Annotated in this window: 15 protein-coding genes; 7 read left to right on the forward strand and 8 right to left on the reverse strand. The window is 71.4% G+C overall.

Annotation, left to right across the window (positions count from 1 at the left end):
- Positions 1 to 50: 50 nt before the first annotated feature.
- The 3 genes from glmS to DAETH_RS16040 form a co-directional block, all read right to left on the reverse strand.
- Complete coding sequence (glmS, locus tag DAETH_RS16030; RefSeq protein WP_264775872.1) at positions 51 to 1,871, reverse strand: glutamine--fructose-6-phosphate transaminase (isomerizing); 1,821 nt, start codon at positions 1,869 to 1,871, stop codon at positions 51 to 53.
- A gap of 347 nt (positions 1,872 to 2,218) precedes the next feature.
- Positions 2,219 to 3,559, reverse strand: coding sequence for a deoxyribodipyrimidine photo-lyase (locus DAETH_RS16035; protein ID WP_264775873.1), 1,341 nt, complete (start codon positions 3,557 to 3,559; stop codon positions 2,219 to 2,221).
- Between the two features lie 57 nt (positions 3,560 to 3,616).
- Complete coding sequence (locus DAETH_RS16040) at positions 3,617 to 4,267, reverse strand: trimeric intracellular cation channel family protein (protein ID WP_264775874.1); 651 nt, start codon at positions 4,265 to 4,267, stop codon at positions 3,617 to 3,619.
- 157 nt (positions 4,268 to 4,424) lie between these two features.
- Between DAETH_RS16040 and rpmF the strand changes: the two genes are divergently transcribed.
- The 3 genes from rpmF (at position 4,425) to bshB1 (ending at position 6,089) form a co-directional block, all read left to right on the forward strand.
- Positions 4,425 to 4,607 carry a 50S ribosomal protein L32 gene (gene rpmF / locus DAETH_RS16045; protein WP_264775875.1) on the forward strand — a complete coding sequence of 61 codons (183 nt, stop codon included), beginning with the start codon at positions 4,425 to 4,427 and terminating at the stop codon, positions 4,605 to 4,607.
- 83 nt (positions 4,608 to 4,690) lie between these two features.
- Entirely contained in the window at positions 4,691 to 5,278 is a 588-nt protein-coding gene (locus DAETH_RS16050; protein ID WP_264775876.1) for a pyridoxamine 5'-phosphate oxidase family protein, read from the forward strand.
- Positions 5,279 to 5,375: 97 nt separating this feature from the next.
- Entirely contained in the window at positions 5,376 to 6,089 is a 714-nt protein-coding gene (bshB1, locus tag DAETH_RS16055; protein WP_264775877.1) for a bacillithiol biosynthesis deacetylase BshB1, read from the forward strand.
- Here the strand turns inward: bshB1 and DAETH_RS16060 are convergent, their stop codons facing one another.
- Both DAETH_RS16060 and DAETH_RS16065 read right to left on the reverse strand, forming a co-directional pair.
- The gene (locus tag DAETH_RS16060) at positions 6,090 to 6,575 is read right to left on the reverse strand and encodes a GNAT family N-acetyltransferase (protein WP_264775878.1); all 486 of its coding nucleotides are present in this window, start codon (positions 6,573 to 6,575) and stop codon (positions 6,090 to 6,092) included.
- Positions 6,572 to 7,750: an MFS transporter gene (locus DAETH_RS16065; RefSeq protein ID WP_264775879.1), complete on the reverse strand. Its 1,179-nt coding sequence runs from the start codon at positions 7,748 to 7,750 to the stop codon at positions 6,572 to 6,574. The genes DAETH_RS16060 and DAETH_RS16065 overlap by 4 nt, the downstream gene beginning before the upstream one ends.
- 105 nt (positions 7,751 to 7,855) lie before the next feature.
- Between DAETH_RS16065 and DAETH_RS16070 the strand changes: the two genes are divergently transcribed.
- The 3 genes from DAETH_RS16070 to DAETH_RS16080 all read left to right on the forward strand — a co-directional run bounded on the left by DAETH_RS16070 (position 7,856) and on the right by DAETH_RS16080 (position 10,962).
- Positions 7,856 to 9,247, forward strand: coding sequence for a 3' terminal RNA ribose 2'-O-methyltransferase Hen1 (locus DAETH_RS16070; RefSeq protein WP_264775880.1), 1,392 nt, complete (start codon positions 7,856 to 7,858; stop codon positions 9,245 to 9,247).
- A complete protein-coding gene (locus tag DAETH_RS16075; RefSeq protein ID WP_264775881.1) occupies positions 9,244 to 10,125 on the forward strand; it encodes a nucleotidyltransferase domain-containing protein in 882 nt (293 codons plus the stop codon). The genes DAETH_RS16070 and DAETH_RS16075 overlap by 4 nt, the downstream gene beginning before the upstream one ends.
- Positions 10,126 to 10,191: 66 nt before the next feature.
- On the forward strand, positions 10,192 to 10,962 hold the full coding sequence (locus tag DAETH_RS16080) for a nucleotidyltransferase domain-containing protein (protein WP_264775882.1): 771 nt from the start codon (positions 10,192 to 10,194) through the stop codon (positions 10,960 to 10,962).
- On the opposite strand, the gene DAETH_RS16085 is transcribed toward DAETH_RS16080, so the two are convergent.
- From DAETH_RS16085 to DAETH_RS16095, 3 genes are all read right to left on the reverse strand, one after another.
- Positions 10,947 to 11,306 carry a VOC family protein gene (locus DAETH_RS16085; RefSeq protein ID WP_264775883.1) on the reverse strand — a complete coding sequence of 120 codons (360 nt, stop codon included), beginning with the start codon at positions 11,304 to 11,306 and terminating at the stop codon, positions 10,947 to 10,949. The genes DAETH_RS16080 and DAETH_RS16085 overlap by 16 nt on opposite strands.
- A gap of 76 nt (positions 11,307 to 11,382) precedes the next feature.
- Positions 11,383 to 11,730, reverse strand: a complete 348-nt coding sequence (locus tag DAETH_RS16090) for a VOC family protein (RefSeq protein WP_264775884.1) — start codon at positions 11,728 to 11,730, stop codon at positions 11,383 to 11,385.
- A 36-nt stretch (positions 11,731 to 11,766) separates the two neighbouring features.
- Positions 11,767 to 12,687, reverse strand: coding sequence for a helix-turn-helix transcriptional regulator (locus tag DAETH_RS16095; RefSeq protein ID WP_264775885.1), 921 nt, complete (start codon positions 12,685 to 12,687; stop codon positions 11,767 to 11,769).
- An 86-nt stretch (positions 12,688 to 12,773) separates the two neighbouring features.
- Between DAETH_RS16095 and DAETH_RS16100 the strand changes: the two genes are divergently transcribed.
- Positions 12,774 to 15,284: a polynucleotide kinase-phosphatase gene (locus DAETH_RS16100; protein WP_264775886.1), complete on the forward strand. Its 2,511-nt coding sequence runs from the start codon at positions 12,774 to 12,776 to the stop codon at positions 15,282 to 15,284.
- Positions 15,285 to 15,299 lie beyond the last annotated feature (15 nt).

The following is a 15,299-nucleotide window of genomic DNA, read 5'->3' on the forward strand; positions in this document are numbered from 1 at the left end:
GGGCCTTCCCTCCTCCTTCCATCTTCAGTTCCCGCTCTGACCGGTGCCTCTTATTCGACGGTGACGCTTTTGGCGAGGTTGCGGGGCTTGTCGACGTCCTTACCCAGCGCCGTCGCCGTGAAGTAGGCCAGCAGTTGCAGCGCCACCACGTTCACCACCGGGCTCACCGCCTCGTGGGCGCGGGGGACGTACAGCACGTCGTCGGCGTGGCGGGCGTTCTCCGTGTCGCCGTCGGAGAGGAGGGCGATCACCTTGCCGGAGCGGGCGCGGACCTCCTGCACGTTGGAGATGGTCTTCTCCAGCAGCGGGCTCTCGGTAGCGATGACCACCACGGGCAGCTTCTCGTCGATGAGGGCGATGGGGCCGTGCTTCATCTCGCCCGCCGCGTACCCTTCGGCGTGGATGTAGCTGATCTCCTTGAGCTTCAGGGCCCCCTCTAAGGCGGTCGGGGCGTTTACCCCGCGTCCCAGGAACAGGTAGTCGCGGGCCCCGGCGTACTTCTCGGCCACCTGCCTGATCCGCTCCACCCGCTCGGGGCTCAGGGCCTCCTCCACCAGGCGCGGGAGTTCGCGGGCGGCGTGGAGGAGTTCTTGCGCCTGCTCCTCGCTCAGGGTGCCGCGTGCCCGGGCGAGCCACAGGGCGAGCATCAGCATCGCGCTGACCTGGGCGGTGTACGCCTTGGTGCTCGCCACCCCGATCTCCGGCCCGGCGTGGATATACAGCGTGTCGTCGAGTTCGCGGGTCATCGACGATCCCTTGGCGTTGATCACCCCGAGGGTCTTCGCGCCGCCCTTCTTCGCCTCGCGCAGGGCCTCGAGGGTGTCGATGGTCTCGCCCGACTGGGAGACCACGATGGCGAGGGTGTTCTCGTTCACGAGGGGGTTGCGGTAGCGGTACTCCGAGGCCACGTCCACCTCGACCGGGATGCGCGCGAGTTGCTCGATCAGGTACTCGCCCACCAGCCCGGCGTAGTACGCGGTGCCGCAGGCGATGATCGAGATGCGCTTGAACGAGGAGGGGTCGAGCTTGACGTCGAGGTTCACCTCACCCGTGTCGTCGTGCAGGCGGCCGATCAGGGTGTTCGTGAGGGCGGTGGGCTGCTCGTAGATTTCCTTGAGCATGTAGGTGTCGTATCCGCCCTTTTCCGCCGCCTCCGCGTCCCACTCGATGCGGTCGATGGGGCGCTCGACGGGCCTACCCGCGAGGTCCGTTACCCGGAAGCCGTCGTCGTGCAGCACCACCATGTCGCCGTCGTGCAGGAAGACCATGTTGCGCGTGTACGGCAGCAGGGCGGGCACGTCGGAGGCCAGGAACATCTCGCCTTCCCCGACGCCCATGACGAGGGGGCTGACCGTCCGCGCCGCCACGATCTCGCGGTGGTCGACGTGCGTCACCACGATGCCGTAGGCTCCACGGACTTGACTCAATGCCGTCCGCACCGCCTCGTACAGGTCGCCCGTGTACGCCTCCTCGATGAGGTGGGCCAGGACTTCGGAGTCGGTCTCACTCTGGAAGGTGTGGCCGCGTGAGATCAGGCCTTCTTTCAACCCCAGGTAGTTCTCGATGATGCCGTTGTGGATGATGACGATCCGGCCGTCCTCGGTGGCGTGGGGGTGCGCGTTCGTGTCGTTGGGCAGGCCGTGGGTGGCCCAGCGGGTGTGGCCGATGCCCAGGGTGCCGGGGAGGGGATCGCGGCTCAGTTCACCGCTGAGGTTGGCGAGTTTGCCCGCCTTCTTCTTGACCTCGATCTGCCCTCCGTCCGCGACGGCCACGCCCGCGCTGTCGTAGCCGCGATATTCCAGCTTGGCGAGGCCCGAGATCAACACGTCCTGTGCCTGCCGACTGCCGATGTAACCGACGATTCCACACATGGGTACTCCTGTCCCGCGCGCCGGGAAGGAACGCGGGAGGTGCCTGGGTTGGATTTTGTAGCACCGCGCGGCCTTATCTCCACGTCGCCGCAGAAGCTTATCGCCGCGCTTCACCTCCCCTGTCCGAGTGGAGTCGGGGAGGTCGGGTAGGCCCGTGCCGGGGCCTGGAGGCATCCGCAGAACCGTCGCTCACCTCCACCTCGTCTTCTGTCTTCCCACGGAAAACAGACCTTGCGCTGCCCTGTTCGCCGTTTGACCCACGGCGGGGGAGCCGGACACCGTCGGCTCGGGGCGCAGCATAGCACCCGGGCTTGAGTGAGATGTGCAAGTTGCTCAGGGGACCCCTGTCAGGCCCAGCGGCGCGCGTAGGCCTCGGCGTCGAACTTGCGGTTCAGGCCGCTCGCGGCGAGATAGCGTACGGTGCCGAAGACCTTGCGCCGGGCCCACGGTCGGTCGTGCAGGCCGAAGACCCAGCCTACGCTGACGTAGGAGTTGGCGTCGCGCCCGTCGAGTTCGTAGCGGTTGTTCAGCCACAGCGCCCTGTCGTAGGCCTCCCGGGGCGAGGCGCTCCACTCCAGGATCTTCTTGCCCCAGTACATCCGCATGGCATTGTGCATCCGGCCCGTGCGGACCATCTCGGTGTGGGCGGCGTTCCAATAACGGTCGTGGGTGGCGGCGGCGTCGAACTGCTCCCGGGTGTAGAGGTGGGGGCGGGGGTCGGCGGCGTGCTCCTCCAGCGTCGCCCGGGTCCAGGCGGGCAGGCCCTCGTAGCGGTCGTAGGCGGGGTTGAACTCGCAGTAGTTGAAGCTGAGTTCGCGCCGCACGATCATCTCCTCTAAGAAGGCGTCGAGGCCGGGGCCGCCGTCCGAGTGCTCCCGCGCCGCGAGGGCCGCCGTCAGGGGCGAGAGGTGCCCGTAGTGCAGGTACGCGCTCAGGCGGCTGCCCCCGTCCACGTTGGGGTCGCGCCGCCCCGAGTCGTAACGGGGGAGCAGGCGGGTGACGAAGTGCGTCAGACGCGCGAGGGCCTTCACCTCGCCTCCCTCCTCCTCGCCGGGGGGCACCGAGTTGTCCACCCCCAGGGCGCGCACGGTCAGTTCGGGGTCACCCACCTCCAGCCCGGGGTCCCAGTCCGGGTGGCCCTGCGCGCCGTCCTGCACCTCCACGGGCACGAGGAAGCGTTCTAGGTGGCGGTGAATCCTGGGGCGGATGGTTCGCGCGGCGAACTCCTGCTTGTCGGACACGGTGCGGACGGGCACCACCGCGTCCGACTCCACCTGGATGAAGGGCACGGTCAGCCGCCCGGCGAGGTCCGCGCGCCACTGCCGCTGAATACGGAGGTAGCCCCGGTCGGTGACAACGAGACTGGCCCCCTGGACGGCCTTCAGCACCTCGTCCGGCGTGTTCCCGACCCGGACCGAGAGGGGAATGCCGCGCGCCGCCAGGCCCGCCCGCAGGTCGCGCAGCCCCTCCAGCAGGTACTGGAAGTGGCGGGCGTTCGCCTCCGGGTAGTCGGGGTTCAGGCCGAAGACGGCGGCGAGGGGCTGGCCCAGCCGCCGCGCCTCTCCCGCCGCGTATTCGAGGGCGTGATTGTCCCGCGTCCGCACGCTCGACTGCACCCACAGCAGCACGAAGCCCTTGCCCCCCGGCTCGCCCGGCCTGAGCACCTGCACCCGTTCCGGTTGAATCATGCCGCTTTGTAACGCGACCCCTCCACCGCAGACGGTGGGGAATCCGGCGAAGTCTCCCTACCCCCCCGGCAGCCGCCTCACGGGCAGGCGCACCCAGCCCCGGCGCGACACCCAGCGGAGCAGGAGGACGGCCAGCGCCCCGCCGACCTGCGCCTGGAAGGGGGTGAGGTGCCCGTGGAGGAGGTAGACGACGAGGGCGCCCCCGGCGGCGGCGGTCGCGTAGAGCTGGTCGCGGCGGTACATCACCTCGGGCACCTCGTTGGCGATGAGGTCGCGGATGATGCCGCCCCCCACCCCGCTGAGCATCCCCGCAAAGACCACCCCCAGGGGACCGAGGCCGATCTGGATCGCGCTTAGGGCCCCGGAGGCGGCGAAGAGCGCGAGCCCCAGCGAGTCGAAGACGCTCAGCGTGCGCTCGAAGCGGGCGAGCCTCTCCCCAAAGCCGAAGCTCAAGGCAGACCCCAGCAGCGCGAACCAGAGGTACGTCTCGTCGCGCAGGAAGACCGGGAGGGTCTGCCCGGTCAGGGAGTCGCGGACGGCGCCGCCCCCCACGGCGGTCACGCAGCCCAGGACGAGCACGCCGAAGAGGTCGAATCTCTTACGCACGCCGAGCAGCGCCCCCGACAGGCTGAACGCGAGGACGCCGAGCAGGTCGAGGAGGTACAGGCCCTCTTGCAGGGTCACGTCGGGGAGGGTGAGCCCGGGCACCCGCCCATGCTAGCGTGCCCTTCCCGAGCCGCCCGGGCGTGCTATACTCTTCGCCGTTGTCTCGCCCGAGTCCGGTACACACGCCGGGGGCAGAGCGAGCCCCGGCGGCCCAGGGTTTCCAGATCCAGGCGCCGTGCGGCCTGAGGAGAAAAAAGACATGGCGAAGCACCCCGTTCCCAAGAAGAAGACGAGCAAGAGCAAGCGCGACATGCGCCGCAGCCACCACGCGCTGACGCCCCCCACCCTGGGCGAGTGCCCCCACTGCCACCAGAGGAAGCTCAGCCACCACATCTGCCCGAACTGCGGCTACTACAACGGCCGCCAGGTGCTCGCGGTCTGAAGCCCGCCGAGGTGAACGGAGGCTCCCACCCGGGGGCCTCCTTCTCTTTTGTGTGGCGCTGCATGAACGCTTTACCTTGGGGTATGGCGAAGCAATTTGACCGCATCCTGCCCGAACACGCGGATTTCATCGCCCGGCAACACGTCTTCTTCACGGGGAGCGCGGCGCCGGAGGGCCGGGTCAACATCTCCCCCAGGGGACTGGACACCCTGCGGGTGCTGGGGGACCGGACCGTCGCCTATCTCGACCTCACCGGCAGCGGCAACGAGACGGCCGCCCACCTGCGGCTCTCCCCCCGCCTGACCCTGATGTTCTGCGCGTTCGAGGGCCCGCCGCTCATCCTGCGGCTGTACGGCACGGGCCGCGCCCTGGCCCTGGGCAGTTCCGAGTTCGGGGCCCACGCCCCGGCCTTCACCCTCCTGCCCGGCACCCGGCAGATCGTCGAATTGCAGGTGGACCTCGTGCAGACCTCCTGTGGCTTCGGCGTGCCGCTCCTCGACTTCCGGGAGGACCGCGCGGCCCTGACCCGTCAGGCGGAGGCGTGGGGCGAGGAAGGGCTGCGGGACTACTGGGAGCGCGAACCTGCGGAGCGTCGACGGCTATCCCACGGGCCTGCTGGACAGGCTGGAAGATCAGGGCGGCCCGGCTCAGGACCCGAGTGCATAGCTTGACTTTCCGCGCATACCACGCTATTCTTTGTTCATCACCGCCCGAGAGGCGGGTTTTTTATTGCCGCCTCGCACCCGGCACACCCCTATCCTGCGGGGCATGACGGCGGAGACGACCTTCGGCACCACGCGGCCCCTCGACTGGCTGTGCCTGGCCCCCCACCCCGACGACGCCGAGATTGGGGCGGGGGGCACCCTGATCCGGCTGGCGCGGGCAGGGCGGCCCGTCGGCGTCCTCGAACTCTCGCGCGGCGAGCGGGGCACCCAGGGAACACCGGGGGAGCGCGCGGCGGAGTGCGTGGCGGCGGCGCGGATTCTGGGGCTGGCCTGGCGGGGCCAGCTCGGTCTGCCGGACGGGGAACTCACGGACACGCCGGGGGGCGCCCACGCCCTCGCCCGCGTGCTGCGCGAGGGGCGCCCCCGCGTGCTCGTCGTGCCGCACCACAAGGACCGTCACCCGGACCATTCCGGCAGCTATCACCTCGCCCGGCGGGCGCTGCACCTCGCCGCGCTGCGCAAGGCCGACCTGGGGGGCGAGCCGCACCGCGTCTCCCGGGTGCTGCTGTACCAGGGAAACGGGGACATCGCGGCGAACGTGCTCGTGGACGTGGGGGCCGTCATGACCGACTGGGAGGCCGCCATCCGCGCGCACGCGAGCCAGTTCGCGGGGGGCCACGTCTCCGAGACGGTCACCCCGGAGGTCGTGGAGCGCCGCCGCGCCCGCCTGATGTACTGGGGCACCCTCGCCCGGGTGCGCTACGCCGAGGCCTTCGAGAGCGAGGAACCGCTCCTGATCGAGCCCGAGGGCTGGTAGTCAGTGGGCGTGCGCCTCGGTCCGCAGGGCGGTGAAGCCCCGCGCCAGGTAGGCGGGCAGCGCCCGGGGGTGGTCGAGGGTGCAGGTGCTCAGCACGACCCGCCGCGCCCCCCACTGCCACGCCTCCCACGTGACGAGCGTGAGGAGGGCGCCGCCCAGCCCCTGTCCCACGAAGGAAGGGCGCAGGCCGAAGAGGCGCAGCTCCACGTCTCCCTCCGGCAGTCGCACGAGTTCGCCGTACCCGACCGTCTCCTCTCCCAGCGTGCCGAGCAGGGTGCGGGTGGTCGGGGCGAGGGCGTACCCGGCCCACTCCTCCCGCGTCCAGCCCCGGCGGTCGTGCCAGGCGTAGGGGCCGCCGACCTCGGCGTACAGGGTGGCGTTGACGGCGGGATCGCGCACCTCGCGCAGGGTGAGCCCGGGAAAGGTCGCGGCGGGGCGCAACTGGGCGGGGTCCTCCATCCGCAGGTGGGTGACGAGGACGGTCACGAGGTCTCCCCCTGGGGCAGGGAGCGCGTGACGAGGCGGCCCGGCAGGAGGTAGTAGCCCTCGGCGAGGAGAAACACGGCGGCGCCCAGCGTGAAGACCCCCGCCGGACCGAAGCTCGCCCAGAGGGCCCCACCGAGCACCGGCCCGACCGCGTACCCCAGCGCCTCGACCGCCATGACCGTGCCCCAGGCGGCGGCGCGGTGGCTCTCCGGCAGCACCCGGCCGACGAGCCCGTTCCACCCCACGACAAAGGCCCCGTACCCGACCCCGAGGAGGGGGGCCAGAAGCCACAGCCGGTCCTCGACTCCCGGGGGGGCCGCCGCCCCGAAGGTCAGCGCGAGGAGGAGCAGACCGGGCGCGAGGGCGCGGCGGGGGTGGGCCCGGTCGGCGACCCGGCCCGCCCCCCACAGGGCCAGCCCGAACACGGCGAGCGCGAGCGCCCCCGGCCCGATCAGGTCGCCCAGCCTCAACCCCAGCCGGGCGAGGAGGGGATAGAACACGGTGACGAGCAGCCCCGGCGCGAGCGTCTGCGCGAAGGCGGCGGGGAGCAGCACCGCGACGCGCGACCAGCCGCGCCACACGCTCAGGGGACCCAGGCCACTCCCCCCGGTGCGCGGCAGGCGCAACCCCCACAGGCTCAGGGCGAGGACGAGCGCCGCGACCTGGGCCCCCACGAGCAGCGTCCACGCCGTCTCCGGGCGTGCCTGCATCAGCGGCCCCACCCCCAGCACGCCCCCCAGGATGGCCGGGGCGACGCTGAGGCTGGAGACCGCCAGGGCCCGCGCCGTGCGTCCGGGCCGCGCGAGGGATTGCGACGTGCTCATCACCCCCGGCCACAGGGCGGCGTAGGCGAGGCCCCACACCGCGCACCCCAGCACCCCCCACACGGGCGACGGGGCAAACCGGGCCCCCAGCACCGCCGCCAGCCCCAGCGCCGCGCCCAGCCCCAGCACGCGGCCCAGCCCCCACCGCTCCGTGACGAGCCCGAGGGGTCCCTTGGCAAGCGCGTCGGCGAGGTAGTGCCCGCCCACCATCAGCCCGATCACCGCCGCCCCGAGCCCCAGCCCCGGCCCCGCCACGGGGAGCGCCGACACGAAAAAGCCGGTGCGCACGAGTTCCGAGGCGACCAGCAGCGCGAGCAGCCGCAGCATGATCAGGGGCCGGGTCCACAGCATCAGGGACGATTCTAAGGGGCCCCGTGAGCCCGTGTGCCCGCCCCCACCGCTCCGCCACATGACGGACGACCCCGTGAAGACGGGCGCGCTAGCCTGCCCCCCACGATGCTCCTCACCCTTACCGTCACCCGCCCTGGTCCCGGGGCTCCCCCGGCGACCGACCTCGGCTTCCTCCTGCACAAGCACCCGGGCCGCGTGCTGGAGCGTGATCTGCCATTCGGACAGTCCACCGTCTTCTACCCGGAGGCGACCCCGGGACGCTGCACGGCGGCCCTGCTGCTGGAGGTCGATCCGGTCGCCCTGTCACGCCACACGCGCGCCGGGGAGGGTGCCCCGCTCGAACCGTACGTGAACGACCGACCCTACGCGGGGGGCAGCTTCCTCGCGGTCGCCCTGCGCGACGCCTTCGGCACGGCGATGACGGGGCGGAGCAGGGAGCGGCAGGAACTGGCGGACATGCCATTGAGCTTGGCGGCCGAGCTGCCCTGCGTGGCCGCACGCGGGCCCGCCGACCTGCCCGCGCGCCTCTTCGGACCGCTGGGGTACGAGGTGGAGGCCGGGCCCATCCCCCTCGACCCCCTCTTCCCCGAGTGGGGAGAACGGCCCTATATCCGGCTGCGGCTGAGCGGGACGGTGCGGCTGCGAGATCTCCTCGCGCACCTGTACGTTCTGCTGCCCGTGCTCGACGGCCGCAAGCACTACTACCTTGATGACGCGGAGGTCGAGAAGCTGCTGCGGCACGGGGCGGGGTGGCTGGACACGCACCCGGAGCGCGAGCTGGTGACCCGGCGCTTCCTGCGCTTCCGGGAACTCGTGCGACAGGCGGAGGCGACCTTCACCCCCGACGTGGTGGAGGACGAGGAGCCTGTGCGCGAGGCCCGCCCCCGCCTCCACGACGAGCGCCTGGACCGAGTGGCCGAGGCGCTGAGGGCCAGCGGCGCCGCCCGCGTCCTCGACCTGGGGTGCGGGGAGGGCAAGCTGCTGCGCCGTCTCCTCGCCGCACCGCAGTTCCGGGAACTCGTCGGCCTCGACGTGAGCGCCCGGGCGCTGGAGATCGCCGCCGAGAACCTGCACCTGCGGGAGCGCCCCGAACTCGCCGGGCGCGTCCGCCTCCTCCACGGCAACCTGACCTACCGCGATGCCCGGCTGCGCGGCTTCGACGCCGCCGCCCTCGTGGAGGTGATCGAACACCTCGAACCGCACCGACTGAGTGCCCTGACCGCCAACCTCCTCGGCGACGCGCGCCCGGGCACGGTGGTCGTGACGACGCCCAACCGGGAGTACAACGCGGTTTTTGCCGAGAAGCACGGTGGGGAGGACGTGGGCTTCCGGCACGCCGACCACCGCTTCGAGTGGACGCGCGCCGAGTTCCGGGCGTGGGCGGAGGGAGCGGCGCGCGAACACGGCTACGCGGTGCGGTTCGAGGACGTGGGCGAGGTGCATCCCTCGTTCGGCCCGGTGACACAGATGGCGGTGTTCGGGTGGGAGCGCCCGTGACCCTCCCACCCGTCCTCCCCGTCGGCACGAGCGTCGTCATCCGCCTCCCCGTGGCCGGGCACCCGGCAGGCGCCGTGGCCGTGATCGTCCGCTCACCCCCCGACCCGGGGCACGCCTACCGTGTCCGCTTCCCCGACGGCACGGAGGCGACGTTGAGCCGGGGCGGGCTGACCGTGCGGCGGCACGAGAAGAACGCCCTACCGGGGGCGGAGCGGGACTTCACCCCCTTCGTCCAGCTCCGCTGTGTGGTGGGCAGCCGGGCCTTCGGGCTGGAAACTGCGGCGAGCGACACCGACCTGCGCGGCTTCTACCTCCCCCCGGCGCGCGACCACTGGAGCCTGGCGGGCGTGCCCGAACAGCTCGAATTCGGCGAGGAGGTGTACTGGGAGACGGGCAAGTTTGTCCTCCTCGCCCTCAAGGCCAACCCGAACGTGCTGGAGGTGCTGCACAGCCCCCTGGTGCAGACGGTGACGCCCCTCGCCGCCGAATTGCTGAGCGTCCGGGAGGCGTTCCTGAGCCGTCTGGTCTACCAGACCTACAACGGCTACGTGATGGGACAGTTTGGGCGGCTGGAGGCCGACCTGCGGCAACACGGCGAGGTGCGCTGGAAACACGCCATGCACCTGCTACGGCTGCTGCTCAGCGGCATCGCGGTTCTGGAACGGGGCGAGGTGCAGGTCCACGTTGGGGAGCACCGGGAAACCTTGCTCGCCGTCAAACGCGGGGAGGCGCCCTGGGCCGAGGTCGAACGCTGGCGGCTGTCGCTCCACGCCGACTTCGACCGGGCCTACGCGGGGACGACCCTGCCCGAACGCCCCGACTACGCCCGGGTGGAGGCGTGGCTGCTGCGGGCGCGGCGGGCGGCGCTGGACTGGTGATGCCGATTCTGACCTTTCCCCCAACTCACGGAGGCCGTCCACACCCACCTCCTCGCCTTCGCCACGGTGAGCGGCGCGCACCTCTACGGCTTCCCGAGCCCCGACAGTGACTGGGACCTGCGGGGCGTCCACGTCCTGCCGCTGCGTTCGGTGCTGGGGTCGGACACGCCCGAGGAGACGCACAACCTGGAGCGCGACGACGGCAGCGTCGAACTCGACCTCGTGACCCACGACGCCTGGAAGTTCGCCCGGCTGCTCCTGAGTCGCAACGGGTACGTGCTGGAACAACTGCTCTCGCCGCTCGTCGTCCACACCACGCCCGCACACGGGGAACTCGCTGCCCTCGCCCGGCGGTGCGTGACCCGGCACCACGCGCACCACTACCTCGGCTTCACCCACAACCAGTGGGAGATGTTGGAGGGGGAGGAGGTGCCCCGAGTCAAGCCGCTCCTGTACGCCTTCCGCACGGTGCTGACCAGACTTCACCTGCTGCGAACCGGGGAGGTGGAGGCGAACCTGGAGGTGCTGAACGCCGGGGCCTGCCTCCCCTTCCTGGCCGACCTGATGGCCCTCAAGCGCGAGGGGCGGGAGGGCGAGCCGCTGCCCGAACCCGCCCGCTATGTACCAGGCCGACCACCTGCGCCTCGTGCGGGAACTGGAGGAGGCGCGGCAGATCACACGCCTTCCCGACGCCGTACCCGGGGACGTGACCCGTGCCGTCGGCGACTGGGTGGTGAGGGTGCGCCTCAACCCTTCGGCGTGATGGCTGCCCATGTTGACCCCCACTCCCACGACCGCTCGCCGGGTTCGGCCCTACCGCCCTATTCCGTCTGGTGAAAGGTCAGCGCGTGCCCGTCCGGCGTGACTAGCGTGAACATACGGCCAAAAGGGCCGTCTTGCGGAGGTTGCACGACTCTGGCCCCCGCTGCCACAACCTGCCCGTGGTACGCCTCCGCGTCGGGAACGCCGAGCCAGACGCTGACGCCCACGCCGAAGGGCTGCGTACCGTCAACCCCGGGAAGCGGCTCCCGCACCGCGAACTCGGCCCCGCCCCCGTGGGCGAACACCACTGCGCCGGGCCGCTCCTGCGCGACCTCGAAGCCCAGTGTGCGGGTGTAGTAAGCGCGGGCGGCGGCTAGGTCACGGGTGTGCAGGGCCAGGAAATCCAGATTCGCTTTCATTTCAAATCCTCCTGCCTCCAGCCTGCCGGGTGCCCATGACACCCCTATGTCAGGAGCTTTTCCGACCGTCGGAGGGTCAGGCCTCATAGAACCCGAGGCGGTGACCGTCAGGCGTCCGCACGGTGAAGGTGCGGCCAAACGGCATGTCGTGCGGCGGCTCCACGATGTCCGCCCCCCGCTCCACGAGCCCGGCGTGGTAGGTGTCCAGGTTCGGCACGATGAAGGAAATGCTGACGCCCGTGCCGAGAGGTGGAGCCGCTTCCCGATCCGCGCGAATCGCCAGCCCCGCGCCACTCGCCGACACGAAGGCGTTGGCCCCGGGCCGTTCCTCGGTGACCTCGAAGCCCAGCACGTCGGTGAAGTAGGCGCGGGTGGCGGGGTAGTCGGGCGTGTGCAGCGTCACGAAAGCGAGGATCGTTTTCATGGCTCCACTCTGCGGCGGGGCCGTGACACCCCCATGTCAGGAGCTGCCGAGCATTCTCCTGGCCTCGGCCCGCACCTGTTCGCGCAGTTCCCCGGGTTCCAGCACCGTCACGTCTCCGCCCCAGGACAGCACCCAGCTCAGGATCACCCCGGTGTCCCGCACCCGCAACGTGACCTCCACGCCCTGCGCGGTACAGCGGCTCCCCGTCTGGAAGAGGTTGGGGCGCTCCCGCACCGTCCGCTCCCGTTCCACCGGGAAAAGGAGCCGGACCGTCACGTTCCGCTCCTCGCGCTCCGGCCGGTACTCGATTCGCCAGGCCGGGTCCCGGGTGAACGTCCGCGTCGTGACCCGCACCTCCTCCATCCGGTCCAGTCGAAAGGCCCGCTGGGCGCCCCTCCCGGGATCGAAGGCCACGAGCAGCCAGACGCCGTGCAGGTGGACGAGGCCCAGGGGGTCGACCTGCCTGAGTTGCGGCGGGGCGTGGGGCTTGTGGTAGGCGAAGGTGACCGTCCGGTTATCGAGTACCGCGCCGCGCAGGAGGCGCAGGGTCTCGTCGACACGCCCCCCACCCCCGGGAATGACCCGCAGATGCCCGCGCACCCGCTCCACGTCCGCCCGCCGCTCCTCCGGCAGAACGGCCAGCAGCTTCTTCGCCGCACTTTCGGCCGCACTCGCATATTCGGCGTCGAAAGCCTTCTGGACCGCACCCACGCCCAGGGTGAGCATGACGGCCTCCTGCGGGGTGAAGTGCAGCGGGGGCAGGAAGTAACCGTCCATCAACCTGTAGCCCCGCCCCGGCACGCTCACCACGGGAACGCCCGCCTCGTTCAGGGCCAGCACGTCCCGGTAGACTGTCCGCACGCTGACCTCGAAGGTGCGGGCCAGCTCCTCCGCCCGCACCCACTCGCGCCCCCGCAGCTCCAGCACCAGCGCGAGCAGGCGGTCCGTGCGGTTCATAGGGCCAGTGTAGGGGCGCACTCCGCCAATCTGCCCATGCCTGCCCCCTCCCGGTGTGCGAGCATCGGCCCTTGAGGTCTCGCCCCATGCACATCGCCCTGCCCGAACTCTCCCTCGTCGCCCTCGTCGGCGCCTCCTCCTCCGGCAAGTCGTCCTTCGCGGCGCGGCACTTCCAGGCAAGCGAGGTGCTGAGCAGCGACTTCTTCCGGGCCCTCGTCAGCGACGACGAAAGCAGCCTGGAGGCGACGGGGGACGCCTTCGACAGCCTGTTCTTCGTGGGAGGGAAGCGGCTGGCACGCGGGCGCCTGACCGTGGTGGACGCGACGAGCGTGCGCCCGGAGGACCGCCGCCGTCTGGTGGACCTCGCCCGTGCCCACGACGTGCTGCCCGTCGCCATCGTGCTCGACCTGCCGAGGGCGGTGCTGGAGGCGCGGCACGCGGCGCGGACGGATCGGGACTTTCCCGCCTCGGTGATCGGTCGGCAGGTCTCGGAGTTGCGGCGCACCCTGCGCGGCCTCCAGAAGGAGGGCTTCCGGCACGTCTGGGTGCTGCACTCGGAGGAGGAGGTGGGGGCGGCGACCGTTACCCGCGTCCCCCTCTACACCAACCGCAAGGAGCTGACCGGGCCCTTCGATTTCATCGGCGACGTACACGGCTGCCTGCCCGAGTTGCGGGAACTGCTGGAGCGGCTGGGCTACCGGCTGGACGGCGAGACGGTCACCCCTCCCCCGGGCCGCACCGCCGTCTTCGTGGGCGACCTCGTGGACCGGGGCCCCGACAGCGCGGGCGTGCTGCGGCTGGTGATGGGGATGGTCGAGTCCGGTGCGGCTCTGTGCGTCCCCGGCAACCACGACGACAAGCTGGGGCGGGCCCTGGGCGGCAAGGCGGTCAAGGCGCAGCACGGGCTGGACGTGACGCTGGCCCAGTTGGACGCCGCCGGGCCGGAGTTCCGGGCGCGGGTGCGGACTTTCCTCGACGGGCTGGTGAGCCACCTCGTCCTCGACGGCGGGCGGGTGGTCGTCGCGCACGCGGGGTTGCCCGAGCGCTACCAGGGCCGGGCGTCGGGGCGGGTGCGCTCGTTTGCCCTCTACGGCGACGTGGACGGGAGCACGGACGAACTCGGCCTCCCCGTGCGGCGCGACTGGGCGCAGGAGTACCGGGGGTCGGCGTATGTGGTGTACGGTCACACCCCCGCCCTCCAGCCGAGGTGGGTCAACCGGACCCTCAACATCGACACCGGCTGTGCGTTCGGCGGCTCGCTGACTGCCCTGCGTTACCCGGAGATGGAGACCGTCAGTGTCGCCGCCCACGCCCAGTACGCCGTGCCCGCGCGTCCCCTCGCCGCACCGGAGACGCCGGGAACGGACGGGGTGCCCGACCTCGCCGCGCTGACGGGCAAGGCCAGGATCGAGACGCGCACCTTCGGCGGCATCGCCCTGCGGGAGGGCGAGCGGGCGGCGGCGGTCGAGACCTTCGGGCGCTTCGGGGTGGACCCGGCGTGGTGCCCCTACCTCCCGCCCACGATGAGCCCGGTGGAGACGAGTGCGCGGGAGGGTTACCTGGAACATCCGGCGGAGGCGTTCGCCTACTTCCGCTCGCAGGGCGTGGAACGGGTCGTGTGTGAGGAGAAGCACATGGGCAGCCGCGCCGTCCTCGTGCTGGCGAGGGATGAGGAGGCGGCCCGGCGACGCTTCGGCGGGGAGGGCACGGGCCGCATTTACACCCGCACCGGGCGCCCCTTCTTCGGGGACGGCTCGGAGGCGGACGTGCTGAGCCGCGCCCGCGCCGCCGTCACCCGCGCCGGGCTGTGGGAGGAGCTGAACACGGGCTGGCTGGTCCTCGACGCCGAGATTCTGCCGTGGAGCCTGAAGGCGGAGGAATTGATCCGGAACCAGTACGCGGCGGTCGGCGCGGCGGGGAACGCGGCCCTGCCCGCCGCCGTGAGGGCGTTGGAGGAGGCGCGGGCGCGTGGCCTCGAAGTCGGTGAACTTCTGGAGCGCACCCGCGAGCGAGCGGGCGACCTCCTCGCCTACCGGGACGCCTACCGCGCCTACGTCCGCCGGGTCGAGGGGCCGGGGGACGTGCAGGTCAGGCCCTTCCACCTCCTCGCCTCGGAGGGGACTGTCCACATGGACAGCGACCATCTCTGGCACCTGGGGACGCTGGGAAGGCTCGCGGACGCCGATCCCAACCTCTTCGGACGCACCGCCCACCGCCTCGTCACCATAGGGGATGAGGCGAGCGAGCGGGAGGCGACCGACTGGTGGCTGTCCCTCACCGAGAATGGCGGCGAGGGCATGGTCGTCAAGCCGCTCGCCTTCCTGAACCCGGAAAAGCGCGGCCTGCAACCCGCCATGAAAGTGCGGGGGCGGGAATACCTGCGGATCATCTACGGGCCGGAGTACACCCGACCGGAGAACCTGGGGCGGTTGCGCTCCCGCTCGCTGGCCGCCAAGCGGAGCCGGGCCCTGCGCGAGTTCCACCTCGGGCTGGAGGCACTGCACCGTCTCGTCGAGGGAGCGGGCGTGGGGCGGGTCCACGAGTGCGTCCTGGGCGTGCTGGCGCTGGAGAGTGACGGGCTGGACGCGCGGCTGTGAGCCCATGACAGACGC

The sequence above is a fragment of the Deinococcus aetherius genome (assembly GCF_025997855.1).
GTDB lineage: Bacteria > Deinococcota > Deinococci > Deinococcales > Deinococcaceae > Deinococcus > Deinococcus aetherius.

Bases quoted from the DNA above. Each gene is read 5' to 3' on its own strand.
- glmS (WP_264775872.1), bottom strand. From the start codon at position 1,871: ATGTGTGGAATCGTCGGTTACATCGGCAGTCGGCAGGCACAGGACGTG.
- DAETH_RS16035 (WP_264775873.1), bottom strand. From the start codon at position 3,559: ATGATTCAACCGGAACGGGTGCAGGTGCTCAGGCCGGGCGAGCCGGGG.
- rpmF (WP_264775875.1), top strand. From the start codon at position 4,425: ATGGCGAAGCACCCCGTTCCCAAGAAGAAGACGAGCAAGAGCAAGCGC.
- DAETH_RS16050 (WP_264775876.1), top strand. From the start codon at position 4,691: ATGGCGAAGCAATTTGACCGCATCCTGCCCGAACACGCGGATTTCATC.
- bshB1 (WP_264775877.1), top strand. From the start codon at position 5,376: ATGACGGCGGAGACGACCTTCGGCACCACGCGGCCCCTCGACTGGCTG.
- DAETH_RS16065 (WP_264775879.1), bottom strand. From the start codon at position 7,750: ATGCTGTGGACCCGGCCCCTGATCATGCTGCGGCTGCTCGCGCTGCTG.
- DAETH_RS16070 (WP_264775880.1), top strand. From the start codon at position 7,856: ATGCTCCTCACCCTTACCGTCACCCGCCCTGGTCCCGGGGCTCCCCCG.
- DAETH_RS16085 (WP_264775883.1), bottom strand. From the start codon at position 11,306: ATGAAAGCGAATCTGGATTTCCTGGCCCTGCACACCCGTGACCTAGCC.
- DAETH_RS16090 (WP_264775884.1), bottom strand. From the start codon at position 11,730: ATGAAAACGATCCTCGCTTTCGTGACGCTGCACACGCCCGACTACCCC.
- DAETH_RS16095 (WP_264775885.1), bottom strand. From the start codon at position 12,687: ATGAACCGCACGGACCGCCTGCTCGCGCTGGTGCTGGAGCTGCGGGGG.
- DAETH_RS16100 (WP_264775886.1), top strand. From the start codon at position 12,774: ATGCACATCGCCCTGCCCGAACTCTCCCTCGTCGCCCTCGTCGGCGCC.